The organism is Streptomyces sp. NPDC005805, assembly GCF_040630445.1.
GTDB lineage: Bacteria > Actinomycetota > Actinomycetes > Streptomycetales > Streptomycetaceae > Streptomyces.
Genome location: NZ_JBEXXN010000070.1, coordinates 7,519 through 32,383, shown reverse-complemented (window position 1 = coordinate 32,383; position 24,865 = coordinate 7,519). Strand labels below are relative to the sequence as shown.

Annotated in this window: 16 protein-coding genes; 3 read left to right on the top strand and 13 right to left on the bottom strand. The window is 74.5% G+C overall.

Features of this window, described 5'->3' with window-relative positions:
• Positions 1-117: 117 nt before the first annotated feature.
• The 5 genes from ABZ457_RS27575 to ABZ457_RS27555 all read right to left on the bottom strand — a co-directional run bounded on the left by ABZ457_RS27575 (position 118) and on the right by ABZ457_RS27555 (position 7,278).
• Positions 118-1,545 carry a SidA/IucD/PvdA family monooxygenase gene (locus ABZ457_RS27575; RefSeq protein WP_359162655.1) on the bottom strand — a complete coding sequence of 476 codons (1,428 nt, stop codon included), beginning with the start codon at positions 1,543-1,545 and terminating at the stop codon, positions 118-120.
• Positions 1,542-2,942: a pyridoxal-dependent decarboxylase gene (locus ABZ457_RS27570; protein WP_359162652.1), complete on the bottom strand. Its 1,401-nt coding sequence runs from the start codon at positions 2,940-2,942 to the stop codon at positions 1,542-1,544. Before ABZ457_RS27570 ends, ABZ457_RS27575 begins: the two co-directional genes overlap by 4 nt.
• A 439-nt stretch (positions 2,943-3,381) precedes the next feature.
• Complete coding sequence (gene pepN / locus ABZ457_RS27565; RefSeq protein WP_359162648.1) at positions 3,382-5,871, bottom strand: aminopeptidase N; 2,490 nt, start codon at positions 5,869-5,871, stop codon at positions 3,382-3,384.
• A 184-nt stretch (positions 5,872-6,055) separates the two neighbouring features.
• Positions 6,056-6,382 carry a chorismate mutase gene (locus tag ABZ457_RS27560; RefSeq protein ID WP_359162645.1) on the bottom strand — a complete coding sequence of 109 codons (327 nt, stop codon included), beginning with the start codon at positions 6,380-6,382 and terminating at the stop codon, positions 6,056-6,058.
• Positions 6,383-6,393: 11 nt separating this feature from the next.
• Entirely contained in the window at positions 6,394-7,278 is an 885-nt protein-coding gene (locus ABZ457_RS27555; RefSeq protein ID WP_359162642.1) for an AraC family transcriptional regulator, read from the bottom strand.
• Between the two features lie 262 nt (positions 7,279-7,540).
• On the opposite strand from ABZ457_RS27555, the gene ABZ457_RS27550 reads away from it, so the two are divergent.
• Entirely contained in the window at positions 7,541-9,328 is a 1,788-nt protein-coding gene (locus tag ABZ457_RS27550) for a beta-galactosidase family protein (RefSeq protein ID WP_359162664.1), read from the top strand.
• 79 nt (positions 9,329-9,407) lie between these two features.
• Here the strand turns inward: ABZ457_RS27550 and ABZ457_RS27545 are convergent, their stop codons facing one another.
• A complete protein-coding gene (locus tag ABZ457_RS27545; RefSeq protein WP_359162639.1) occupies positions 9,408-10,181 on the bottom strand; it encodes a serine protease in 774 nt (257 codons plus the stop codon).
• Positions 10,182-10,424: 243 nt separating this feature from the next.
• Between ABZ457_RS27545 and ABZ457_RS27540 the strand changes: the two genes are divergently transcribed.
• Entirely contained in the window at positions 10,425-11,354 is a 930-nt protein-coding gene (locus ABZ457_RS27540) for a hypothetical protein (protein ID WP_359162636.1), read from the top strand.
• Between the two features lie 332 nt (positions 11,355-11,686).
• On the opposite strand, the gene ABZ457_RS27535 is transcribed toward ABZ457_RS27540, so the two are convergent.
• The 7 genes from ABZ457_RS27535 to ABZ457_RS27505 all read right to left on the bottom strand — a co-directional run bounded on the left by ABZ457_RS27535 (position 11,687) and on the right by ABZ457_RS27505 (position 22,698).
• Positions 11,687-13,420 (bottom strand): DEAD/DEAH box helicase, encoded by a 1,734-nt coding sequence (locus tag ABZ457_RS27535; RefSeq protein WP_359162632.1) that lies wholly within the window; start codon positions 13,418-13,420, stop codon positions 11,687-11,689.
• A 91-nt stretch (positions 13,421-13,511) separates the two neighbouring features.
• Complete coding sequence (locus tag ABZ457_RS27530; RefSeq protein ID WP_004985680.1) at positions 13,512-13,715, bottom strand: cold-shock protein; 204 nt, start codon at positions 13,713-13,715, stop codon at positions 13,512-13,514.
• A 203-nt stretch (positions 13,716-13,918) separates the two neighbouring features.
• Positions 13,919-14,392 (bottom strand): pyridoxamine 5'-phosphate oxidase family protein, encoded by a 474-nt coding sequence (locus ABZ457_RS27525; protein ID WP_359162627.1) that lies wholly within the window; start codon positions 14,390-14,392, stop codon positions 13,919-13,921.
• Between the two features lie 121 nt (positions 14,393-14,513).
• Positions 14,514-15,236, bottom strand: a complete 723-nt coding sequence (locus ABZ457_RS27520; protein ID WP_359162624.1) for a VWA domain-containing protein — start codon at positions 15,234-15,236, stop codon at positions 14,514-14,516.
• Between the two features lie 286 nt (positions 15,237-15,522).
• A complete protein-coding gene (locus ABZ457_RS27515; RefSeq protein ID WP_359162621.1) occupies positions 15,523-16,983 on the bottom strand; it encodes a glutamate synthase subunit beta in 1,461 nt (486 codons plus the stop codon).
• Positions 16,976-21,535, bottom strand: a complete 4,560-nt coding sequence (gltB, locus tag ABZ457_RS27510; RefSeq protein WP_359162618.1) for a glutamate synthase large subunit — start codon at positions 21,533-21,535, stop codon at positions 16,976-16,978. Before gltB ends, ABZ457_RS27515 begins: the two co-directional genes overlap by 8 nt.
• Before the next feature lie 434 nt (positions 21,536-21,969).
• Entirely contained in the window at positions 21,970-22,698 is a 729-nt protein-coding gene (locus ABZ457_RS27505) for a VIT1/CCC1 transporter family protein (protein ID WP_359162615.1), read from the bottom strand.
• Positions 22,699-23,170: 472 nt separating this feature from the next.
• On the opposite strand from ABZ457_RS27505, the gene ABZ457_RS27500 reads away from it, so the two are divergent.
• A complete protein-coding gene (locus ABZ457_RS27500) occupies positions 23,171-24,175 on the top strand; it encodes an ADP-ribosylglycohydrolase family protein (RefSeq protein ID WP_359162661.1) in 1,005 nt (334 codons plus the stop codon).
• Positions 24,176-24,865 lie beyond the last annotated feature (690 nt).

Genomic DNA, 24,865 nt, shown 5'->3' with positions numbered 1-24,865 from the left:
CGATCGCCTTGGGCGTGACGTCCCGGGCGACGCCCGAGAGGTACTTCTCGTCGACCTCGATCACACCGAAGCGGGCGTCCGAGCCGCCCGCCCCGCGCCGTGCGTCTCGGACATTCCCTAGGCCCGCAGCGGGGTGAGGGCGGGGGCCTGGCCGGGGACGCCCGGGGCCTCGCGGCGTTCCAGGCCGAAGCTGGTGAACGCGGTGCGGCGGGGCAGCGGGTAGACCTCGGTGCCGGTGAGGGCGTTGAGGATGGTGGCGCTGCGCCAGGCGGCGAGTCCGAGGTCGGGGGCGCCGACGCCGTGAGTGTGGCGTTCGGCGTTCTGGACGTGGACGGCGCCGGTGACGGCGGGGTCGAGTCTCATCCGGTACTGCTCGTCGACGAGGGGGCGGCCCTGGGCGTCGCGGCGCAGATAGGGGTCGAGTCCGGCGAGGAGCCTGCCGAGGGGGCGTTCGCGGTAGCCGGTGGCGAGGACGACGGCGTCGGTGGTGAGGCGGGAGCGGGTGCCCTGCCGGGTGTGCTCCAGATGGAGTTCGATCTTGGTGGTGGCGACCCGGCCGGCGGTGCGGACGGTGACGCCGGGGGTGAGGACGGCGTCGGGCCAGCCGCCGTGCAGGGTGCGCTGGTAGAGCTCCTCGTGGACGGCGGCGATGGTCCCGGCGTCGATGCCCTTGTGGAGCTGCCACTGCCCGGGGAGGAGTTCGTCGCGGACGCGTTCGGGCAGGGCGTGGAAGTAGCGGGTGTAGTCGGGGGTGAAGTGCTCCAGGCCGAGCTTGCTGTACTCCATGGGCGCGAAGGACTCGGTGCGGGCGAGCCAGTGGAGGCGTTCGCGTCCTGCGGGCCGGGCGCGGAGCAGGTCGAGGAAGACCTCGGCGCCGGACTGCCCGGAGCCGATGACGGTGACGTGCTCGGCGGCGATCAGGGCCTCGCGGTGGGCGAGGTAGTCGGCGGAGTGGAGGACGGGCACGCCGGGGGCCTCGGCGAGGGGGCGCAGGGGTTCGGGGACCTGGGGTTCGGTGCCGACGCCGAGGGCGATGTTGCGGGTGTAGGCGCGGCCGAGGGCCTCGGCCTCCCCTGCGGGGTCGAGCTGGGTGTAGTCGACCTCGAACAGGTCGCGTTCGGGGTTCCAGCGGACGGCGTCGACCTGGTGGCCGAAGTGGAGGCCGGGGATGCGTTCGGCGGCCCAGCGGCAGTAGGCGTCGTACTCGGCGCGCTGGATGTGGAACTTCTCGGCGAAGTAGAAGGGGAAGAGGCGTTCCTTCGCGCGGAGGTAGGCGAGGAAGGACCAGGGGCTGGCGGGGTCGGCGAGGGTGACCAGGTCGGCGAGGAAGGGGACCTGGAGGGTGGCGCCCTCGATGAGGAGGCCGGGGTGCCAGCGGAAGTCGGGGCGCTGCTCGTAGAAGGCGGTGGCGAGGTCGCCGGGGACGCCGTGGGCGAGGGCGGCGAGGGAGAGGTTGAACGGGCCGATGCCGATGCCCACGAGGTCGTGGGGGCGGTCGGGTTCGGCCGCCGCCGGGGCGGCCTCGGGTGCGGGCGTGGCGGTCATCGGGGGGTGCTGCCTTCCACGAGTGCGATCAGGGCGTCGAGGCGGTCGGGGGTGGTGTGCGGGTTGAGGAGGGTGGCCTTGAGCCAGACCCGGCCGTCGGCGCGGGCGCGGCCGAGGACGGCCCGGCCCTCGGTGAGGAGGGTGCGGCGGACGGCGGCGGTCTGCTCGTCGGTGGCGCCGGCGGGGCGGAAGAGGACGGTCGACAGGGCGGGCCGGGCGTGGAGTTCGAGGCGGGGGTGCTTGTCGACGAGGTCGGCGAGGTCCTGGGCGAGGTCGCAGACGCGGTCGACGAGGGCGCCGAGGCCGCCCCGGCCGAGGGCCCGGAGGGTGACGGCGGTCTTGAGGATGTCGGGGCGGCGGGTGGTGCGCAGGGAGCGGCCGAGGAGGTCGGGGAGTCCGGCGTCGGTGTCGTCCTCGGCGTTGAGGTAGTCGGCGGTGTGCGCGAGGGGGGCGAGCCGGCGGCTGTCGGCGACGGCGAGGAGGCCGGCGGCGACGGGCTGCCAGCCGAGTTTGTGCAGGTCGAGGGTGACGGTGTCGGCGCGGTCGAGTCCGGCGAGGAGGTGGCGGCGGGTGTCACTGAAGAGGAGCGGGCCGCCGTAGGCGGCGTCGACGTGGAGGGCGGCCCGGTGGCGGGCGGCGAGGTCGGCGATGCCGGGGAGGGGGTCGATGCGGCCGGTGTCGGTGGTTCCGGCGGTGGCGGCGACGAGGAGGGGGCCGGGGGTGGCGGCGAGGACGCGGTCCAGGGCCGCGAGGTCGTGGAGGGGGGCGGTGACCGGGGCGGGGAGGCCGAGGAGCCAGGCGGCGCGGCGCACGGAGTGGTGGGTGTCCTCGCCGCACACGACGCGCAGGGGGCCGTGGGGGGCGTGCTGTTCGCGGGCGAGGAGGAGGGCGAGCTGGTTGGACTCGGTGCCGCCGGTGGTGACGAGGGCGTCGGCTCCCGGGGTGCCGGGGCCCGGGAACACCTCGGCGGCGAGCGCCCGGGTGAGGGCCGCTTCGAGTTCGGAGGCGGCGGGGGCCTGGTCCCAGGAGTCCATCGAGGGGTTGAGCGCGGCGGCGGCGAGGTCGGCGGCGACGGCGAGCGCGAGCGGCGGGGTGTGCAGATGGGCCGCGCACAGGGGGTCGGCGGGGTCGGCGGAGCCGTGGGCGACGGCTTCGACGAGGCGGCGCAGGGCGGCCTCGGGGTCTTCGCCGTGCTCGGGCAGCGGGTCGCCGAGGGCGTCGGCCATCCGCCGCGCGACGGCCTCGGGCCCGCCGGCGGGTAGCGGCCCGCCCCGTGCGGCGGCCCCGGCGCGCAGCGCGTCGAGGGTGACGTCGAGCAGGGGCCGCAGCGCGTCCGGCCCGCCGGCCCCGCCGGCGAGGGGCGGAAGGTGCGGTGGCGGCAGCGGCGGGGCGGGCATGCGGGGTCCTTCGGCGGTCCGTGACACGGGGGCGGGCGAGTGGCCCACCACCCGTGCTCAACGAGCCGGAGGCGCGGGGGTATTGGGTACGGCCCCGCCGCCACGCCACCCGTGCCCGGCCTCGGCCGGGGGTGGCCGTGCACCGACCCGCGCCGAACCGGGCCCGCGCCCGCGTACCCTCCCCCGGTGCGTCCGCGTCCGGGTACGGCCTGCCGTCCGGCTTCCAGCCGCCACCAGGGGCCTTGCCTCCGCAGGGCGCGCCCCGGCCGCCGCCGTGCCGACGCCCTTGCAGGGCGTGGCCGGGGCCCGGCCACCACCGGCACGTGCACCGGTCCGCCTGCGCCGTGCCGGCCCGCCCCGCCCGGAGACCGGGGCCCGGCTGTCGCGCCCGGGGCCTGGCGCCCCGGCGCGCGCCCCCGGGTCCGCTCAGGCGCCCCCCTCACGCCCCCCGGACGCGCAGCGCGCGGGCCAGGTCGTCGAGTTGGTCGACCAGCTTGCGGCGCAGGGCCGGGAGGAGGTCGTCGCGGCGCAGGCACTCCTCGCCGAGGCGCAGCGCCTCGGCGGTGACCTCGTGGACGGGGAAGGCGTGCCGCCCGGCGGCCTCCGCGATGACCGGGCCCCGGCGGGCGGCCAGCGCGGTGGCGTCGGGGTAGTAGCGGTGGACGTACTCCCGCGTGAGGGCGGCCTGTTCGGGCTGCCAGAAGCCCTGGGCGGTGGCGGCGAACAGGTAGTTGGACAGGTCGTCGGTCTCGAAGAGCCGGGACCAGGCGGCCGCCTTGGCCTTCTCGTCGGGCAGGGCGGCCCGGCAGCGGGCCGCGCCCTCCTGGCCGGTCGCGCTCGGATCCCGCGCGAGTTCCGCGTCGATCGCGTTCTCGTCGGCCGCGCCGAGGACGCAGAGCCGGGTGAGGATCCGCCAGCGCAGTTCGGGGTCGAGGGCGGGGCCGCCGGGGACGTTGCCGTCGTCCAGCCACTCCTGGAGGGAGCCGGGGTGGGAGGCGGCATCGACGAAGTGGCGGACGGCGGTCAGGCGCATACCCGGGTCGCTGCCGTCCTCGGTGCGGCGCAGCAGGGCGCGGCAGGTGTCGGTGACGGCGGCGAGGGCGGCCGGGCGCTGCTCGGGCGGCAGACAGCAGTCGGCGATCTGGCCGGCGGCGAAGGCGAGGACGCCCTGGACGACGGCGAGGTCGCTCTCGCGCGGGAGATGGGCGCGGGCCGCCTCCAGGTAGGCGGTGGGGGCGAGTTCGCCGTCGCGGACCATGTCGCGGGCGGCGTTCCAGATGACCGCGCGGGTCAGCGGGTCGGGGACGCCGGACAGGGAGGTGAGGGCGGTGGCCCAGGACTCGGTGTCGAGGCGGACCTTGGCGTAGGTGGTGTCGCCGTCGTTGAGGACGACCAGGGCGGGCCGGCGGCCGGGGTGGTGCCCTTCCTCGGTGAGGGGCACGTCGGCCTCGGTGCGGTCGCGCAGCACGAGGGCGCCGGGCTCGACGGGGTCGCGGTCGTAGGTGCCCACGGTGATGCGGTGGGGGCGGCTGCCCTGGTGGCCGATGTCCAGGGACCAGCCGCCGCCGGTCTCGGTGACGGTGGGGGTGAGGGTGTCGACGCCGGTGGTGCGCAGCCAGGCGGCGGCCCAGGCGTGCACGTCCCGGTCGGTGGCGTCGGCGAGGGAGTCGAGGAAGTCGGCGAGGGTCGCGTTGCCGAACTTGTGGCGGGCGAAGTGGTTGTTGATGCCCGCGAGGAAGTCCTTCTCGCCGAGCCAGGTGACCAGCTGGCGCAGCGCGGAGGCGCCCTTGGCGTAGGAGATGCCGTCGAAGTTGAGCAGGGCGGAGGCGGTGTCGGGGACGGCCTCCGGGTCGGGGGCGACAGGGTGGGTGGAGGGCCGCTGGTCGGCGTCGTAGCCCCAGGACTTGCGGGCGATGCCGAAGTCCACCCAGGTGTCGGTGAAGCGGGTGGCCTCGGTGAGGGTCTGGTAGCCCATGTACTCGGCGAAGGACTCGTTGAGCCAGATGTCGTCCCACCAGGCGAGGGTGACGAGGTCGCCGAACCACATGTGGGCCATCTCGTGGGCGACGACCATGGCGCGGGTCTGGCGCTGGGTGTCGGTGACGGCGGAGCGGTAGACGAACTCGTCGCGGAAGGTGACGAGTCCGGGGTTCTCCATGGCGCCGGCGTTGAACTCGGGGACGAAGGCCTGGTCGTAGGAGTCGAAGGGGTACGGCTCCTCGAACTTCTCGTGGTAGCGGTCGAAGCACTGGCGGGTGATCTCGAGGAGTTCGTCCGCGTCGGCGTCGAGATGGGGGGCGAGGGAGCGGCGGACGTGCAGGCCGAAGGGGAGTCCGGCGTGCTCGGTGCGCACGGAGTGCCAGGGGCCGGCGGCGACCGCGACCAGATAGGTGGAGATCGGCGGGGTGGGGGCGCAGGTCCAGTGCCCGTCGCCGTCGTGGGTGGCGATGCCGTTGCCGAGGACGGTCCAGCCGGCGGGGGCGGTGACCGCCATCTCGAAGACGGCCTTGAGGTCGGGCTGGTCGAAGGCGGCGAAGACGCGCTGCACGTCCTCCATGAACAGCTGGGTGTAGACGTAGGTCTCGCCGTCGCCGGGGTCGGTGAAGCGGTGCATGCCCTCGCCGGTGCGGGAGTAGCGCATCCGCGCCTCGACGCGCAGCCGGTGCTCGCCGGGGGCGAGTCCGGTGAGCGGGTAGCGGTTGCCGTCGAGGGCGGCGGGGTCGAGGGGCTGTCCGTCGAGCGTGAGGGAGCGCAGCTCGGAGGGCTTGAGCTCGACGAAGGTGTCCCCGGCGGACCGCGCGGTGAAGTGGATGTGGGTCACCGACGCGAAGTCGTCGTCGCCGGTGGTCAGGTCGAGGGCGACCGAGTAGCGGTGGACGTCGATCAGCCGGGCACGGTTCTGCGCTTCGTCGCGCGTGAGTACGGACATGGGGTCATGCTGCCCGATGCGCGCGTTCCGGTACACGGGGGGCCGTTGCGCCGGTGGCGTACGGCGCGCACGGGGCGGGCGGGGTCCGGCCCGGGGTGCGCTGGGGCGGGGTGCGGGGTGCGGGGTCCGGGCGGACGGGCGGACGGGCGGGACCGGCCACGATCCGCCCCGCCCGCGCGCCGGGTCACTCCCCCGGCGCGGCCGGAGTCGCCTCCGCGATGGTCTCGTGGTGCCGGATCACCTCGGCGATGATGAAGTTCAGCAGCTTCTCGGCGAAGGCGGGGTCGAGCCGGGCGCTCTCCGCGAGCTGCCGCAGCCGTTCGATCTGGCGCGCCTCGCGGGCCGGGTCGGCGGGGGGAAGCTGGTGCTCGGCCTTGAGATGGCCGACCTGCTGGGTGCACTTGAAGCGCTCGGCGAGCATGTACACGACTGCGGCGTCGATGTTGTCGATGCTCTCGCGCAGCCGGTTCAGCTCGGCGCGGACGCCGTCGTCGATGTCACTCGTGGTCATGGTCAGCGAGCTTACGTCGAAGGCCCCAGCACGGTCGGAGGGTGTTCGGCGTCCGGGACGCGGTCGCTCCAGCCTCCCGGGACGACGCGTCCCTGCTGCTCACGGAAGCGCACGGGGGCGAGGCCGACCCGGCGGGTGAAGAGGCGGGAGAAGTAGGCGGGGTCCTCGTAGCCGACGCGGCGGGCGACCGCGGCGACGGGCAGTCCGGTGGTGGCGAGGAGTTCCTTGGCGCGGCCCAGCCGGATACCGAGGAGGTAGTCCTTGGGGCTGCACCCGGCGGCGCGGCGGACGGCGGTGCGCAGTTCGGCGGGGGTCATGCCGTGCCGGGCGGCGTGCTCGGCGACGGTGAGCGGCCGGAAGGCGTCCCGGGCGAGGGCGGTGAGCACGGGGTCGCCGCCGGCGCCGGTGTCGGCGCGGGCGCGGCGCAGGGTGACCAGGAGTTCATGGACGGCGGCCGCGGTCTCGATCTCCAGCAGCGGGTTGCCGCGCCGGGCGGCCCGGGCGATCCGGCCGACGACCGCGCGGGCGCCGGCCGCGTCGGAGAGGGGGACGACGGGCCGGTCGGGTTCGATGCAGCCGAGTTCGGTGTAGATGGCGGTGGCGGGGCCGGTGAAGTCGACGAAGCACTCGTCCCAGCCGCCGGGGCCGGGCCCGTAGTGGTGGGGGACGGAGGGGGTGAGCCAGATCACGGCGGGGGCGGTGACCCGGGTGCGGCGCCCGTCGGCGGTGCGGTACCAGCCGCTGCCCGCGGTGACGACGACGGCGACGTGGTGGTCCAGGGTGCGGGGGCCGACGGTGGGCAGCCGGCCGTGCTGGAGGCCGACGCCGAGGCAGACCAGGCCGAGGCGGTGGTGGACCGGTCCTGGCGTGAAGTAGCGCATCCAGGTGTGGTACATGCGGTCTCTCCCCTCCCCCGTCCCGCCGCGTTCCCGGGCCGCCGGGTCCACCCGGTCCGCCCGGTCGGCGCCGAGTCCAAGGAAGCCCGATCTTTGTCCATGGACCGACCGCACGCCAGGGGGCGATGGTGCCGGAGTGGACGGGCGAGAGAGGGGCGGTCCGGTGGCGGACTCGACGGCGGACGGGTGGCGGGGCGGCACGGCGGCCCGCGGGAGCGCGCCGGACAAGCGGGACCGGGCTGCGGCCGGGCCGCACTTCGCCGTGGGCGAGCGGGACTTCCTGCTGGACGGGCGGCCCGTGCGGCTGCTGTCGGGCGCGCTGCACTACTTCCGGGTGCACGAGGCGCAGTGGGCGCACCGGCTGGGGATGCTGCGCGCGATGGGGCTCAACTGCGTGGAGACGTACGTCCCGTGGAACCTGCACGAGCCGCGGCCGGGCCACTACGCGGACGACGCGGCGCCGGGCCGCTTCCTGGACGCGGTGGCGGCGGCGGGCCTGTGGGCGATCGTCCGCCCGGGGCCGTACATCTGCGCCGAGTGGGAGAACGGCGGGCTGCCGCACTGGCTGACCGGCCGGCTGGGGCGGCGGGTGCGCACCGAGGACCCGGAGTACCTGGGCCATGTGGAGCGCTGGTTCACCCGGCTGCTGCCGCAGGTCGCGGCGCGCGAGTGCGGGCGCGGCGGGCCGGTGGTGCTGGTGCAGGCGGAGAACGAGTACGGCAGTTACGGCTCGGACCGGGAGTACCCGCGCCAGATGGTGGAGCTGCTGCGCGGCTGCGGGATCACGGTGCCTCTGTTCACCTCGGACGGGCCGGAGGACCATATGCTCACCGGCGGCTCGGTACCGGGGGTGCTCGCGACGGTGAACTTCGGCTCGGGGGCGGCCGAGGCGTTCGCCGCGCTGCGCCGCCACCGGCCGGACGGGCCGCTGATGTGCATGGAGTTCTGGTGCGGCTGGTTCGCGCACTGGGGCGAGGAGCCGGCCCGGCGCGATCCGGCGGAGGCGGCCGCGGCGCTGCGGGAGATCCTGGACGCGGGCGCCTCGGTGAACGTCTATATGGCGCACGGCGGCACGAGCTTCGGCGGCTGGGCGGGGGCGAACCGTTCCGGGCCGTTGCACGACGGGGCGCTGGAGCCGACGGTGACCTCCTACGACTACGGCGCCCCGGTGGACGAGGCGGGGCGGCCGACGGAGCTGTTCCACCGTTTCCGGGAGGTGCTGGCGCCGTTCCACGACGGCCCGCTGCCCGATCCGCCGCCCGCGCCCGCGCGGCTGTCCGCTCCGGTCCGGGCGTCGGCCGGGGCGTGGACGCCGCTCGCGGAGGTGCTCGACGGGCTCGGCGGCAAGGAGTGGGAGGGCCCGGTCCCGCCGACCTTCGAGGAGCTGGACGTGGACCGGGGGCTGGTCCGGTACCGGGTGGAGGTGCCCGGGCCGCGCGCTCCCCTGCCGCTGCGGGTGGCGGGGCTGCGGGACCGGGCGGTGGTGCGCGTCGACGGGGAGCGGGCCGGGGTCCTGGACGAGGAGCGGCCGGAGCTGCCGGGGCCGGTGGCGGGCCCGGCGGTGGTGGAGCTGTGGGTGGAGTCCCTGGGCCGGGTCAACTACGGGCCCCGGACGGGTGAGCCGAAGGGGATCACGGGCGGGATCCTGCACGAGCGGCAGTTTCTGCACGGGGTCCGGGCCCGGGGGCTGCGGCTGGACGCCTTCGAGGACGCGGCGGCGGTGGCGCGGCTGCCGTGGCGGACGCCGGACGCGGGCGGGGGCTCCGCGTCCGGGGAGGCGGCGTCCGGGGAGGCGGCGGGCGAGGAGGCGGCGACCGGGCTGTTCCGGGTGGACGCCGAGGTGTCCGGGCCGGGTGACGCCTGGCTCGAACTCCCGGGCTGGACGCGCGGCTTCGTCTGGGTGAACGGTTTCTGCCTCGGCCGCTACTGGTCCCGGGGCCCGCAGGACGCGCTGTACGTTCCGGGGCCGATGCTGCGCCGGGGCCGGAACGGGCTGTGGGTGCTGGAGCTGGAGGGCGCGGCCCCGGACCACGCCGTCCGGCTGAGCTGACGCCCCCGCCCGTACGGACACCCCCGCCCCCGCCGGGTGCGGCGGGGACGGGGGCGCGGTCCGAGAGGAACCGGGGTCGTCACAGACCGGCGGCCGCCGACCTGATCGCGGAGGCGAAGGTGGAGACCTCGGTGTAGACGCCCGGGTAGCCGGCGCGGGCGCAGCCGTAGCCCCAGCTCACGATGCCGACCTGGATCCAGGCGCCGGCGTTGTCGCGGCGGAACATCGGGCCGCCGGAGTCGCCCTGGCAGGTGTCGGTGCCGCCCTGGTTGTAGCCGGCGCAGATCTCCTCGTTGGCGACGAGCTCGTTGCCGTACGCCTGGCGGCAGGTGGCGTCGGAGACGAACGGGACCTGGGCCTTGAGCAGGTAGCGCTGCTGCGCGCCGCCCTCGCGGTTGGCGCCCCAGCCGGCGACCGTGAAGGTGCCGTTGTTGTAGGCGGTGGTGTCGGCGATCTTGAGGGTCGGCAGGTTGATGGGCTGGGCCAGCTTGATCAGGGCCCAGTCCTTGCCGATGCCGTTGTAGCCGGGGGCGCGCAGGACCTTGGTGGAGCGGACCTTGATGGCGCTGGGGTGCTGGAGGTCTACCTGGCCGGCGGTGGCGGTGATGCTGGTGTTGTTGCCGGAGGCGCCGACGCAGTGGGCGGCGGTCAGGACGATGTCCTGGGTGTAGAGCGATCCGCCGCAGCCCATGGAGAGGCGGACCATGAACGGGAACTCGCCCTGGGCGGCGCGGGTGCCGCCGACCACCGGCGGGGGCGCGGCGAAGGCGGCGGTGGGCTGGAGGCTGACCCCGGCCAGGATGACGGCGGCGGCGGCGACGGATCTCTTGAGGGTGCGCAGGAGTCTCTTCAAGGGACTGCCCTTCGTGGGGGGTTGCGGCGGATGCGACTGCCGTGGCGCATGCGGTGGTGCAGGGGGATGGAGCGGATTGCACTGGGGATCTGACATGCGCTCGACAAGACGTGTTCCGGATTATGGGGACCGCACAACGGACACACAAGGAGTACCTTTCAGCCATTCCCGGGACCGGCGGCGGCGCGCCGTACAGTGGACGACGGCCGGCAGTCACGCACGGGGTGCCACGGGGGTACGGGCATGGCGAACGTCAGCGACACCAGCGAGGTGGCCCGGGGCTACCCCCATCTCGGCACCGTCCGGTCCGCCGTCACCGCGCTGTACCGCAGGATCTCCGCCGACGGGGTGCTCGCGTACGGGCCGAGTGTGCTGCCCGCCGATGTCGCCTTCTCGGACGACGACGACCTGCACCTCGGCGCCCAGCGGGTGGCGCGCGCCCTCGTCACCCATCTGCGCCTGCCGGACGCCCGGGTGATCGTGAGCTTCCGGGACATGGAGCACGCGGCGAGCGTGGAACTCACCGCGGGCCCGGAGTACTTCATCGAGCTGAACAGCCGCTTCCGCACCCACCGCCGGGACATCGGCGCCGCCCTCGCCCACGAGATCACCCATGTCTGGCTGCACCGGCTGGACCTGTCCTTCCCGGACACCCGGGACAACGAGATCCTCACGGACACGGTGACCGCGTATCTGGGCGCGGGGTGGCTGCTGCTGGACGCGTTCCGCGAGGACGGGATGTCCAGCCAGAAACTGGGCTACCTCACCCCGGAGGAGTTCGGCTATGTGCTGGCCGGGCGGGCGGCGGTCTTCGGCGAGGACCCCTCGCCGTGGTTCACCAGCCCCCAGGGCTACCGCGCCTACACGGCCGGCCGGGAGCGGGCCCTGCGCGACGCCCGGCAGCCGCCGCTCACCGCGGCGGGCCGGATCGGGCGCCTGAAGTACGCCCGCGAGCGGCGGCTCGCGGCGGAACGCCTCCCGGAACGGGCCGGGTCCTACGCGCCGGAGCGCCACGACGGGCCGGAACCGTACGCCTTCGAGCGGGGCCCGGACGGCGGGCTCCGCGTCTCCTTCCCGTGCACCACCTGCCACCAGCGCATCCGGGTCCCGGTCCGGGGCCGGGTCCGGGCGCGGTGCGGTCTGTGCCGGACGGTCCTGGAGTGCGACACCTGAGCCGAGGCCCCGCGCGCTTCGCGCGCAAACCGGGGGGCGGGGCCGGGACGCGTGCAACCGGCGGCGGCGTCCCGGACAGGCGGCAGCGAATTCGCTCCGCGCATCGACGTGTCTCGGCCACCACCGCGCCACGGCGACGGCAAGCTCGGCCGGACCGTGAGGGGATCGTGCCCACCCCGAGGCCGCGTGCCGCCCCGGACCGGGCCGCGTTCGGGGCCGGGCCGGAAACCCGAGGCCGCGTGCGGCCGACGGCCCTGGCCCGGCCCCGCGTGTCCGCCCGGCCCAGGCTCAGGCCGCCGGGCGCCACACCGCGGCAGGCACCCGGCCCAGGCTCAGGCCGCCGGGCCCCCACTGCGGCGGGGACGGCGGCCGCGGCCGCCGTTGAACGCGGCGGACGCGGCGGCCGCCCCACCGCGGGAGCCCTCGGCCCCGCGGCGGCCCGCCGAAGCACCGCTCCGGCCGCCGCCACCGCGGGCCTCGCGGCCCGCACCCGTGCCGGACGCCGCGCGCCCCGATGCCCCACGCGACCCACCGGAACCAGCCGCCGCGCGCGACGCGCCCGAGCCACCGGACCCGCCCGCGCGCTGCGCGGTCGTGCCGGCGGAGGGCGAGTCCTGGCCGGGGCGGCCCGACCGGCGGGCGCCCCCGCGGCCCCGGCGGCGGGGCGGCGTCGTGGAAGCGGCCGGCGGGGCCGGGGGCTGCGGGAGTTCGATGGTGACCGCGATGCCTGAGGGCTCGCGCGCACCCGTCAGCCGGGCCAGTTCCTCGTCGCTGGAGCGGACCCGGGTCGCGCGGGGCGCTATGCCCGCGTGCGCCATCAGGCGCTCCGTCTCCCGGCGCTGCGCCGGGAGCACCAGCGTGACGACCGTGCCGGACTCGCCCGCCCGGGCCGTGCGCCCGCCCCGGTGGAGATAGTCCTTGTGGTCCATCGGCGGGTCCACGTTGACGACCAGGTCCAGGTCGTCGATGTGGATGCCCCGGGCCGCGACGTTCGTCGCGACCAGCGCGGTGACCTGCCCGTTCTTGAACTGGTCGAGCGTGCGGTTGCGCTGCGGCTGGGAGCGCCCGCCGTGCAGCGCGGCGGCCCGGACGCCGCTCGCGAGGAGCCGCTTGGCGAAGCGGTCGGCGCCCCGCTTGGTGTCGACGAAGAGGATGACCCGGCCGTCGCGCGCCGCGATGCGCAGCGCGACCGCCTTCTTGTCGGTCTCGTCGAGGACGTGCAGCAGATGGTGCTCCATCGTGGTCACCGCGCCCGCGGACGGGTCCACCGAGTGCACCACCGGGTCCGTGAGGAACATCCGCACCAGCCGGTCGATGTTGGCGTCCAGCGTGGCCGAGAACAGCAGGCGCTGCCCGTCCGGCTCGACCTGCTTCATCAGGGCCGTGACCTGGGGCATGAAGCCCATGTCGGCCATCTGGTCGGCCTCGTCCAGGACGGTGATCGCGACCTGTTCGAGCCGGCAGTCGCCCCGGTCGAGCAGGTCGATCAGGCGTCCGGGCGTGGCGACCAGCACCTCGGCGCCGCGCCGCAGCGCGCCCGCCTGCCGGTTGATGGACATCCCGCCGACGACGGTCGCCAGCCGCAGGCCCACCGAGGTCGCGTACGGCGCGAGCGCGTCGCTGACCTGCTGGGCGAGTTCCCGGGTGGGGACGAGGACGAGGGCCAGCGGGGCGCCGGGCTCGGCGCGCCGCCCGGCCGTGCGGCCGAGGAGCGCCAGCCCGAAGGCGAGGGTCTTGCCGGACCCGGTGCGGCCCCGGCCGAGGAGGTCGCGGCCCGCGAGGGAGTTCGGCAGGGTCGCGGCCTGGATCGGGAAGGGCTCGGTGACGCCCTGCGCGGTGAGGGTCTTCAGCAGGGCGGCCGGCATGTCGAGGTCACCGAACGCCTGGACCGCGGGCAGCGCCGGGGTGAGGGTCTGGGGCGGCGTGAAGTCGCGCGGGGGCGCGACACGGGGCGCGGCGGCCGTGCGGGCCGTGCGCTTCCCGGTGGGCGCCGAGGCGCGTGCGCCGCCGCGCCTCCCGCCGGAGGCGGCCGGGCGGTTGCGTGCGGGACGTTCGGAGTGGGTCATGCGGAATTGCCCTCCTGGGCCCTTGGGCAGTGCGCAGCCGGGGCCCGCACCGTGCGGTGCGGGCCCCGGCTGTGGCGTGTGTGTCCGGCGATCAGGCCGGGACGATGTTCTCCGCCTGCGGGCCCTTCTGGCCCTGGGTGACGTCGAACGTGACCTTCTGGCCTTCCTGGAGCTCACGGAAGCCGGAGGTGGCGATGTTGGAGTAGTGGGCGAAGACGTCGGCGCCGCCGCCGTCCTGCTCGATGAAGCCGAAGCCCTTTTCCGAGTTGAACCACTTCACAGTGCCAGTTGCCATGTCATTCTCCTAAAACGGGGCAAGCCGGGAGCCCGCACTTCGCGGAATCCCTGTCGCTGCCTTGACCCCATCCGGAGAGTGCCCGGAAACAGAACGTGCGCCTGAGGAAGCATTCCGTCAGGCGCACACAAAGTATGGGTACCAAAACCGCAACGTCGTCCACCGTAGCACGGTGCCCGGCGAAACCGCGGGTACCACGTGTCTCAGTGGCGCCGGCGGGTGACGAGTCCGGTGTCCGGCCGCCAGCAGCTCACCACCAGTTCGTCGCCCTCCACCCGGACGCGCACCACCTCGCCGATCTCCATCCGGAAGAGGTGGAACGGCTCGGACGGCGCCTCCTCCCCGGTGAGGCGGGCGGCCTCCGCCGGGTCGGTCACCTCCACGGCCCGCCCGGAGATCCGGACGTCCCCGCCGCCCATCGTGTCGCCCTCCCCCGGGTTGGCGTAGAGCGCGAACCGCGGATCGCGCCGCAGGTCCAGGGCCTTGCGGGAGCCGTCCATCATGCCGAGCCACGGCTCGGGGCCGGTGAAGCCGAGTTCCAGTCCGGTGAGCCGGGGTGCGCCGTCCTTGCGGAGGGTGCCGAGGACGTGGTGGCGGTGGGCGGCGAAGCGTTCGCGGACGGTCTCGGCGAATTCGGGTTCCGCCGCCGCGAAGGCGGTCCAGCTGGTGGTGTCCATGGGCCCATCCAAGCCGGGAATCCGGACGTCCTCTGTCGTCTTTCCGCCGAGCCACCGCCCCCGGTCCCCCGGACGGCGCACCGGCCCGCCACCCCCGCACCCCGGCCCGGCCGGAGGGCCGTCAGTCCCGGACGATCCCCCGCGCCCGCGCGTCCCGCAGCCAGTCCGGGAACTCGCCCAGCAGCCGGTCGTACAGCCGCGCGTCGGAGACCCGGCGCGGGTCCCGGCCCGCGTGGAAGAAGCCCGCGTTGTCCACGACCCGCCGCCCGGGGACCTCCAGGGTGTCCAGCCGGCGCAGGAAGTCGAACTGGGAGCTGCGTTCGTCGCCGAAGCCGATGAACTGCCAGAACAGCGGCAGCCGGGCCGCCTTGCAGAGGTAGCGTTCGGCCGCCGGGCGGCTGCTCGGACCGCCGTCGGTCTGGAAGACGACGAGGGCGGGGTCGGTGGAGCCGCTGTCGAGGTAGTGGTCCACCACCTCGTCCATGGCCAGGTGGTAGTTGGTGCGGCCCATGTGGCCGAGGGAGGCGACGATCTCGGCGATCCGGCCGTGGTGCCCCTCCAGCCGGATCTCGGAGAGGGCGTCGACCTCGGTGGAGAAGAAGACCACCGGCACGATCCCGTCGTCGTCCAGATGGGCGGAGAGCCCGAGGACCCGGTCGGCGAGGGCCTGGACGCTGCCGTCCCGGTAGTAGTCCCGCATCGAGCCGGAGTGGTCGACGACCAGGTACACGGCGGCCCGCTGGCCCTCCAGCCCGTGTTTGCGCAGGCTCACACCGGCGGACTTGTAGAGGCTGACGAGCGCGGGCGCGCGCGCCTCGACCTTCTCCAGACTGATCGCGGCCATGGTGCTCCCCCCTGGGGCCGGGCGCGTCCCTCCACCGGGAGCCCCCCGCCCGTCCTGCCGGGATCGTATGCGGCCCGGCCGCCGCCACGGGCCGGAAGCGGGAAGCCGGGGGCGCGCGGGCCCGATACGCGCCGGAGCGCGTGCCGTGTGGCACGCGCTCCGGAGGGACACGGCGCCCGCCCGGAGTCCGGTCGGGGACAGGGCGGGTGCCGCTCAGTTCCGTACGCCGTTGTACGGGACGTCTCGTGGGCCCGGGCCGAAGCCGGGCAGGTGGTCCGTCGGGCCGTCAGACCGTGAGGGCACGGTCCGTCGGACGGATCGGGGCGGGCAGGGCGCTCGCTCCCGTGAGGTAGCGGTCGACACCGCGCGCCGCCGAGCGCCCCTCGGCGATGGCCCACACGATGAGCGACTGGCCGCGGCCCGCGTCACCGGCGACGTAGACACCGTCGACATTGGTCGCGAAGTCGCCGTCACGGGCCACGTTACCCCGTTCGTCGAGCTCCAGGCCGAACTGGTCCACCAGGCCGTTGGCCCGGTCGATGCCGGTGAAGCCCATCGCGAGGGTGACGAGCTGGGCCGGGATCCGGCGCTCGGTGCCCGGCTTCTGCTCCAGCTTGCCGTCCTTGAACTCCACCTCGACCAGGTGCAGCGCCTGGACGTTGCCGTCCTCGTCGCCCTCGAAGTGGGTGGTGGAGACGGCGTACACGCGCTCGCCGCCCTCCTCGTGCGCGGAGGTGACCTTGTAGAGCATGGGGAAGGTCGGCCACGGCTGGTTGGCGTTCCGCTCCTCGCCCGGCCGGGGCATGATCTCCAGCTGGGTCACGGAGGCCGCGCCCTGGCGGTGGGCGGTACCGACGCAGTCCGCGCCGGTGTCGCCGCCGCCGATGACGACGACGTGCTTGCCCTCGGCGGTGATCGGGGGCGCCACGAAGTCGCCCTCCTGCACCTTGTTGGCGAGCGGCAGGTACTCCATGGCGAAGTGGATGCCGTTCAGCTCGCGGCCGGGGACCGGCAGGTCGCGGGAGACGGTCGCGCCGGCGGCGATGACGACCGCGTCGTAGCGGCGGCGCAGCGCGTCGGCCGGCATGTCGCGGCCGATCTCCACCTCGGTGCGGAACTTGGTGCCCTCCGCGCGCATCTGCTCGATGCGCCGGTTGATGTGCACCTTCTCCATCTTGAACTCGGGGATGCCGTAGCGGAGCAGTCCGCCGATCCGGTCGGCGCGCTCGTAGACGACGACCGTGTGGCCGGCCCGGGTGAGCTGCTGGGCGGCGGCCAGGCCCGCGGGGCCCGAGCCGACGACGGCGACGGTCTTGCCGGACAGGCGCTCCGGGGGCTGCGGGGTGACGTCCCCGGAGTCCCACGCCTTGTCGATGATGGAGACCTCGACGTTCTTGATGGTGACGGCCGGCTGGTTGATGCCGAGGACGCAGGCGGCCTCGCAGGGCGCCGGGCAGAGGCGGCCGGTGAACTCCGGGAAGTTGTTGGTCGCGTGCAGCCGCTCGGAGGCGGCGGCCCAGTCCTCGCGGTAGGCGTAGTCGTTCCACTCGGGGATCAGGTTCCCCAGCGGACAGCCGTTGTGGCAGAACGGGATGCCGCAGTCCATGCAGCGGCCGGCCTGCTTGCTGATGATCGGCAGCAGGGAGCCGGGGACGTAGACCTCGTTCCAGTCCTTGACGCGCTCGCCGACCGGGCGGGTCTTGGCGACCTCGCGCCCGGTGGTCAGGAAGCCCTTGGGGTCAGCCATGGGTCGCCGCCTCCATCATCTTCTGGGTGGTCTCCTGCTCGGAGAGACCGGCGAGCTCAGCGGCGTCCTTGGCGGCGAGCACGGCCTTGTACGTGGTCGGGATGATCTTGCTGAAGCGCTCGGCGCTCGCGGGCCAGTCGGCCAGCAGCTTCCCGGCGACGGTCGAGCCGGTCTCCTCCTGGTGGCGGCGCACGACATCGTGCAGCCACTGCTTGTCCGTCTCGGACAGGGCCTCGATCGCCCCCAGGTTGCCGGAGTTGACGTTGTCGCGGTCGAGGTCGACGACGTACGCGACGCCGCCGGACATGCCCGCCGCGAAGTTGCGGCCGGTCTCGCCGAGGACGACCGCGTGGCCGCCGGTCATGTACTCGCAGCCGTGGTCGCCCACGCCCTCGGAGACCACCAGGGCCCCGGAGTTGCGGACGCAGAAGCGCTCGCCGGTGCGGCCCCGGAGGAACATCTCGCCGCCGGTCGCGCCGTAGCCGATGGTGTTGCCCGCGATGGTGGAGTACTCGGCGAGGTGGTCGGCGCCCCGGTCGGGGCGGACGATCACCCGGCCGCCGGAGAGGCCCTTGCCGACGTAGTCGTTGGCGTCGCCCTCCAGGCGCAGGGTGATGCCGCGCGGCACGAAGGCGCCGAAGGACTGGCCGGCGGAGCCGGTGAAGGTGATGTCCACGGTGTCGTCGGGCAGGCCCGCGCCGCCGAACCGCTTGGTCACCTCGTGGCCGAGCATGGTGCCGACCGTGCGGTTGATGTTGCGGATGGCGACCTGGGCGCGGACGGGCTGCGCCTCCTCGGCGCTCGCCGCGTTCAGCGCGTCGGCCGCGAGCTTGATCAGCTCGTTGTCCAGGGCCTTCTCCAGGCCGTGGTCCTGCTCGACGAGCTGGTGGCGGACCGCTCCCTCGGGCAGTTCGGGGACGTGGAAGAGCGGGGCGAGGTCGAGGCCCTGCGCCTTCCAGTGGTTCACCGCGCGGGTGGTGTCGAGGAGTTCGGCGTGGCCGACCGCCTCGTCCAGGGTGCGGAAGCCCAGCTCGCCGAGGAGCTCGCGGACCTCCTCGGCGATGAACTCGAAGAAGTTGACGACGAACTCGGCCTTGCCGGAGAAGCGCTCGCGCAGCACCGGGTTCTGGGTGGCGATGCCGACCGGGCAGGTGTCCAGGTGGCAGACGCGCATCATGACGCAGCCGGAGACGACGAGCGGCGCGGTCGCGAAGCCGAACTCCTCGGCGCCCAGCAGGGCGGCGATGACCACGTCGCGGCCGGTCTTGAGCTGGCCGTCGGTCTGCACCACGATCCGGTCGCGCAGACCGTTGAGCAGCAGGGTCTGCTGGGTCTCGGCGAGGCCCAGCTCCCAGGGGCCACCCGCGTGCTTCAGCGAGGTGAGCGGGGAGGCGCCGGTGCCGCCGTCGTGGCCGGAGATGAGGACGACGTCCGCGTGGGCCTTGGAGACGCCCGCGGCCACGGTCCCGACGCCGACCTCGGAGACCAGCTTCACATGGATGCGGGCGGCCGGGTTGGCGTTCTTGAGGTCGTGGATGAGCTGGGCGAGGTCCTCGATGGAGTAGATGTCGTGGTGCGGCGGCGGGGAGATCAGGCCCACGCCGGGCGTGGAGTGACGCGTCCTGGCCACCCACGGGTAGACCTTGTGGCCCGGGAGCTGGCCGCCCTCGCCGGGCTTGGCGCCCTGGGCCATCTTGATCTGGATGTCGTCCGCGTTGACCAGGTACTCGGACGTCACGCCGAAGCGGCCGGAGGCGACCTGCTTGATGGAGGAGCGGCGCGCCGGGTCGTAGAGGCGCTCCGGGTCCTCGCCGCCCTCGCCGGTGTTGGACTTGCCGCCCAGCTGGTTCATGGCGATGGCGAGGGTCTCGTGCGCCTCCTTGGAGATGGAGCCGTAGCTCATCGCGCCGGTGGAGAAGCGCTTGACGATCTCGGAGGCGGGCTCGACCTCGTCCAGCGGGATGGAGGGGCGGTCGGCGGTGAAGCCGAACAGGCCGCGGAGCGTCATCAGGCGCTCGGACTGCTCGTTCACCCGGTCCGTGTACTGCTTGAAGATGTCGTACCGCTTGTTGCGGGTGGCGTGCTGGAGGCGGAAGACGGTCTCCGGGTCGAAGAGGTGCGGCTCGCCCTCGCGGCGCCACTGGTACTCGCCGCCGATCTCCAGCGCGCGGTGCGCGGAGGGGATGCCGGAGGCCGGGTACGCCTTGCTGTGCCGGGCGGCGACCTCCTGGGCGACGACGTCCAGGCCGGCGCCGCCGATCTTGGTGGCGGTGCCGTTGAAGTAGGTGGCCACGAAGGCGTCGTCCAGGCCGACGGCCTCGAAGACCTGGGCGCCGCGGTAGGAGGCGACCGTGGAGATGCCCATCTTGGACATGACCTTCAGCACGCCCTTGCCGAGGGCGTGGATCAGGTTGCGGATGGCCTGCTCGGGCTCGATTCCCTCGATGAAGGTGCCGGCGCGGACCAGGTCCTCGACGGACTCCATCGCCAGGTACGGGTTGACCGCGGCGGCACCGTAGCCGATCAGCAGGGCGACGTGGTGGACCTCGCGGACGTCCCCGGCCTCGACCAGCAGGCCCACCTGGGTGCGCTGCTTGGTGCGGATGAGGTGGTGGTGGACGGCGGAGGTGAGCAGCAGCGAGGGGATCGGCGCGTGCTCGGCGTCGGAGTGCCGGTCGGAGAGGAGGATCAGCCGGGCGCCGTTGGCGATGGCCGCGTCGGCCTCGGCGCAGATCTCCTCGATCCGGGCGGCCAGGGCCTCGCCGCCGCCGGAGACCCGGTAGAGGCCGGAGAGGGTCGCGGCGGTCATGCCGGGCATGTCGCCGTCGGCGTTGATGTGGATGAGCTTGGCCAGCTCGTCGTTGTCGATCACCGGGAAGGGCAGGGTGACGCTGCGACAGGACGCGGCGGTCGGCTCCAGCAGGTTGCCCTGGGGGCCGAGGGAGGAGTACAGCGAGGTGACGAGCTCCTCGCGGATGGCGTCCAGCGGCGGGTTGGTGACCTGCGCGAAGAGCTGGGTGAAGTAGTCGAACAGCAGCCGCGGCCGGGCGGAGAGGGCGGCGATCGGCGAGTCGGTGCCCATGGAGCCGATCGGCTCGGCGCCGGTGCGGGCCATCGGCGCGAGGAGGACGCGCAGTTCCTCCTCGGTGTAGCCGAAGGTCTGCTGGCGGCGGGTGACCGAGGCGTGGGTGTGCACGATGTGCTCGCGCTCGGGCAGGTCCTCCAGCTCGATCTCGCCGGTCTCCAGCCACTCCGCGTAGGGGGCCTCGGCGGCGAGCGCGGACTTGATCTCGTCGTCCTCGATGATGCGGTGCTCGGCGGTGTCCACGAGGAACATCCGGCCGGGCTGGAGGCGGCCCTTGCGGACGACCTTGGCCGGGTCGATGTCGAGGACGCCGACCTCGGAGGAGAGGACCACGAGGCCGTCGTCGGTGACCCAGTAGCGGCCGGGGCGCAGGCCGTTGCGGTCGAGGACGGCGCCGACCTGGGTGCCGTCGGTGAAGGTGACGCAGGCGGGGCCGTCCCAGGGCTCCATCATCGTGGAGTGGTACTGGTAGAAGGCGCGGCGGGCCGGGTCCATGGAGTCGTGGTTCTCCCACGCCTCGGGGACCATCATCAGGACCGCGTGCGGCAGCGACCGGCCGCCGAGGTGGAGCAGCTCCAGCACCTCGTCGAAGGAGGCGGAGTCGGAGGCGTCCGGGGTGCAGACGGGGAAGATGCGCTCCAGGCTGCCCTCGCGGAACAGGTCGGAGGCGAGCTGGGACTCGCGGGCGCGCATCCAGTTGCGGTTGCCCTTGACCGTGTTGATCTCGCCGTTGTGGGCGACGAAGCGGTACGGGTGGGCGAGCGGCCAGCTCGGGAAGGTGTTGGTGGAGAACCGGGAGTGCACGAGGGCGACGGCGCTGGCGCAGCGGCGGTCGGACAGGTCCGGGAAGAAGGGCTCCAGCTGGCCGGTGGTCAGCATGCCCTTGTAGACGAGGGTCCGCGCGGAGAGGGAGGGGAAGTAGACCCCGGCCTCGCGCTCGGCGCGCTTGCGCAGCACGAACGCCTTGCGGTCCAGGGCGATGCCCTCGCTGGCGCCGTCGGTGACGAAGAGCTGGCGGAAGGCCGGCATGGTGGCGCGGGCGCCGTTGCCGAGCAGGTCCGGGGTGACGGGGACCTCGCGCCAGCCGAGGACGGTGAGGTCCTCCTCGGCGGCGATCGTCTCGATGCGTGAGACGGCGTCCGCGTGGTCCTCGGCGGGGAGGAAGGCGGTGCCGACGGCGTAGGAGCCGGCCTCGGGGAGGTCGAATCCGGCCACCTCGCGCAGGAAGGCGTCGGGGACCTGCATCAGGATGCCGGCGCCGTCCCCGGAGTCGGGCTCGGAGCCGGTGGCGCCGCGGTGCTCGAGGTTCCGCAGTACGGTCAGCGCCTGCTCGACCAGCTCATGGCTGGCAACACCGGTGAGGGTGGCCACGAACCCGACACCGCAGGCGTCGTGTTCGTTACGGGGGTCGTACATCCCCTGGGCTGCGGGGCGACCGTCCATGGGCGACCAGGCGTCGGAACGCATCGGCTCTCCCGTCGTCGTCGTGGCATGTGCTGTGCCGAGGGACGACGTTGGCCCTGGCGAAATTTCGTGCAGGTTACATGATGGAGTGATTCTCGAAAAGTGGTTAGAGCATTCCAACATGCGGACACCGCGGCAGGCGGTGAAGGGGTCCCCGGGAGGCAGGGATCGGGTGGTGCCGAAGGATGCGGACCCGGGAAGGCGGCGCGGGGGCCTCATTGCCCGTAGCGCTTTCGGCTCATGCCCGGTGATTGCGGAACCGAAACCACCGGGTAACGGCTACCTATGTTGCGCCTTGCATAGTGTCTCATCGTTCCGCCGCCCGGTGGAGAGGGATGTACGTCACAGGGTCGGCCACGGACCCCCTGTCCGCGAACGCACCGCCCCTGAGCTGGGGCGGTGCGGGGCCCTGGCGGGCGGCGGAGGGAGGCGCGGGGTCAGACCGCGCCGCCGATGAGCATGCCGAGACCGTAGGTGAGGGCGGCCGCGGTGCCGCCGAGGGCGAGCTGGCGCAGGCCGCTGAACCACCAGCCGCGGGCGGTGACCTTCGCCACCAGCGCGCCGCAGGCGAACAGCCCCAGCAGCGCCAGCAGCACCGCGGGCCACAGGACACTCGCGCCGAGCAGATAGGGGAGCACGGGCACCACGGCGCCCAGCGCGAAGGAGGCGAACGAGGAGACGGCGGCGACGGCGGGCGAGGGCAGGTCGTCCGGGTCGATGCCCAGCTCCTCCCGGGCGTGGATCTCCAGCGCCTGGTCCGGGTCGTGCGAGAGCTGCATGGCCACCTCGCGGGCGAGCGCGGGCTCGACGCCCCGGGCCACGTACAGGGCGGCCAGCTCCTCCATCTCGTCCACCGGGTGCTTGCGCAGCTCCCGGCGCTCGACGTCCAGCTCGGCCTGGACCAGCTCCCGCTGGGAGGCGACGGAGGTGTACTCGCCGGCGGCCATGGAGAACGCGCCGGCGGCGAGGCCCGCGAGGCCGGTCACCACGATGGTCTGCTGGGAGACGGCGCCGCCCGCGACGCCGGTCATCAGCGCCAGGTTGGACACCAGTCCGTCCATCGCGCCGAACACAGCCGGACGCAGCCAGCCGCCATTGACGTCACGGTGCGTGTGGTTGTCGCGGTGCGCCTCGTGAAGTACGGCCTCGGTCTGGATGACGGACACAGCTCTCCCCTTCTCCGGCGGTGACCCGATCGGCCCGCCGCCCCTTCGAACACCTTCGAACTTACGCCGAATGTAAGGGGCGTGCCAGCAAGGCAGGCCGTACTTACCCAGGTCAACGGGGGTGCGGTGGGGGCCCGTCCGGCGGACGCCGAGCCCCTCGACGAGGGGGCGGTATGGGTGAAAGAAACGTTTCGTCGAGTGATGCCGGGCATGTCGTGGCACAGACCGGGGAAAGGCCCGCGCGCGAAAGGCCGCCTCCCGCCGCCGGCGCCGGCGCCAAGACCGCAGGAAGGGCCCGCGCGCGAAAGGCCGCCCCATGGAGCTGCTCACCGAGTCGTATACGAAGCAGGCGACCGCGACGCGGGTGGCCACCCGCACGGATCAGGCGGCCACTCAGGTGGCCACGGCCGCGGATCAGGTGGCCACGGCCGCGGACCGGGTGGCCACGGCCGCGGACCGGGTCGCGGACCGGGTGTCCGCCGCGCCGGCGCCGCCCTCCGCCGGGCGGCTGGACCGGGCCCGGGGCGCGCTGCTCGGCCTGGCGGTCGGCGACGCGCTCGGCGCACCCGCCGAGAACCTGCGGCCCTCCGAGATCCGCCGCCGCTGGGGCCGGATCGAGGGCTTCGTGAGCGACGACCCGGCGGGCACCGACGACACGGAGTACGCCGTCTTCTCCGGCCTCCTCCTCGCCCGCCACGGCTCGGGCCTGACCACGGCCCATGTCGAGGCGGCCTGGCACGAGTGGATCGCGGACCGGGACGAGGGCCCGTTCAAGGGCGCGGGCTTCAGCGAGCGCGGCACCCTGGAGAACCTGCGCCGGGGGCTCGCCGCGCCGATCTCGGCCCAGCACCGGCACGCGTGGAGCGACGGGCTGGCGATGCGGGCGGCCCCGTTCGGCGTGTTCGCGGCGGGCGACCCGGCGGAGGCGGCCCGGCTGGTCGCGATCGACGGCAGCGTCAGCCACGACGGCGAGGGCATCCACGGCGGGCGGGCGGTCGCGGCGGGGGTCGCCGCGGCGATGGGCGGGGCGGGCCCGGCCGGGGTCATCGGGGCGGCGCTCTCGGTGGTCCCGATGGACTCCTGGACGGCCCGCTCCCTGCGCCGGGGCGTGGTGGCGGCGGGCCGCGCCTACCCGGACACGCTCACGATGGAGCGGGCGGTGCGCTCGGCCGTCGTCATCGGCGGCTACCCGTGGACGGACCTGGCCCCCGAGGCGGTGGGCCTCGCCTTCGGGGCCTTCGCGGCGGCCCGGGGCGACTTCCGCGCCTCGGTGCTGACGGCCGTCAACATGGGCCGCGACGCCGACACCACCGCGGCGGTGGCGGGCGCCCTCGCGGGCGCGCTCCAGGGCGCGGCCGCGGTGCCGGCGGAATGGGCCTCGGCCATCGGCCCGGTCCGCGGCAGCTGCCTCCCTTCGATGCGCGGCCACCACGTCCTGGCGCTTGCGGAGCTGCTGACGGCGGGGGCGTCGTCTTGACGGGGGCCACGCGGAGCACCCCCGACGCGGGGGCCGCGCGGAGCGCGGCGAACGCGGGCGGGACCGGGTTCGCACCGGACGCGGCCGGGCCTGCGGGCGCGTCCGCAGGTGCGCGCCTCACCGGTGGCACCGGGCCCGGACAGGTCCGGAAACCGTGACCGGCACGACCGGGCCCGCCCCAGGGGCCGACCCGCCGACCGGAGGGCACCCCGCCCACGGCACCGGGACCGAGCCGGATCCGGCGACCGCGAGCGCCACGACCGGGACCGGGCCGGGGGCCGACGCACCGGGCGGAGGGGACGCCGGACCGGGGCCGGAGAGCGCGGCCGCTGGGGCCGGACTCGGCCCGAGGGCCGACACCCCGACGGGCGGGACCCCGCTCGCGCCCGGAGTGGGTGCCCCGGCCGATGAGGCCGGGCTCGCACCGGACGCGGCCGGGCCTGCGGGCGCGCCCGCAGGTGCGCGCCTCACCGGTGGCACCGGGACCGGACCAGGTCCGGAAACCGCGACCGCCACGACCAGGCCCGCCCCAGAGGCCGACCCGCCGACCGGAGGGCACCCCGCCCACGGCACCGGGACCGAGCCGGATCCGGCGACCGCGACCGCCACGACCAGGCCCGCCCCAGAGGCCGACCCGCCGACCGGAGGGCACCCCGCCCACGGCACCGGGACCGAGCCGGATCCGGCGAC

What these genes read in the sequence shown, in the direction of transcription:
- ABZ457_RS27575 (WP_359162655.1), bottom strand. Translation starts at nt 1,545, where the DNA reads ATGACCGCCACGCCCGCACCCGAGGCCGCCCCGGCGGCGGCCGAACCC.
- ABZ457_RS27570 (WP_359162652.1), bottom strand. Translation starts at nt 2,942, where the DNA reads ATGCCCGCCCCGCCGCTGCCGCCACCGCACCTTCCGCCCCTCGCCGGC.
- pepN (WP_359162648.1), bottom strand. Translation starts at nt 5,871, where the DNA reads ATGTCCGTACTCACGCGCGACGAAGCGCAGAACCGTGCCCGGCTGATC.
- ABZ457_RS27560 (WP_359162645.1), bottom strand. Translation starts at nt 6,382, where the DNA reads ATGACCACGAGTGACATCGACGACGGCGTCCGCGCCGAGCTGAACCGG.
- ABZ457_RS27555 (WP_359162642.1), bottom strand. Translation starts at nt 7,278, where the DNA reads ATGTACCACACCTGGATGCGCTACTTCACGCCAGGACCGGTCCACCAC.
- ABZ457_RS27540 (WP_359162636.1), top strand. Translation starts at nt 10,425, where the DNA reads ATGGCGAACGTCAGCGACACCAGCGAGGTGGCCCGGGGCTACCCCCAT.
- ABZ457_RS27535 (WP_359162632.1), bottom strand. Translation starts at nt 13,420, where the DNA reads ATGACCCACTCCGAACGTCCCGCACGCAACCGCCCGGCCGCCTCCGGC.
- ABZ457_RS27530 (WP_004985680.1), bottom strand. Translation starts at nt 13,715, where the DNA reads ATGGCAACTGGCACTGTGAAGTGGTTCAACTCGGAAAAGGGCTTCGGC.
- ABZ457_RS27525 (WP_359162627.1), bottom strand. Translation starts at nt 14,392, where the DNA reads ATGGACACCACCAGCTGGACCGCCTTCGCGGCGGCGGAACCCGAATTC.
- ABZ457_RS27520 (WP_359162624.1), bottom strand. Translation starts at nt 15,236, where the DNA reads ATGGCCGCGATCAGTCTGGAGAAGGTCGAGGCGCGCGCGCCCGCGCTC.
- ABZ457_RS27515 (WP_359162621.1), bottom strand. Translation starts at nt 16,983, where the DNA reads ATGGCTGACCCCAAGGGCTTCCTGACCACCGGGCGCGAGGTCGCCAAG.
- gltB (WP_359162618.1), bottom strand. Translation starts at nt 21,535, where the DNA reads ATGCGTTCCGACGCCTGGTCGCCCATGGACGGTCGCCCCGCAGCCCAG.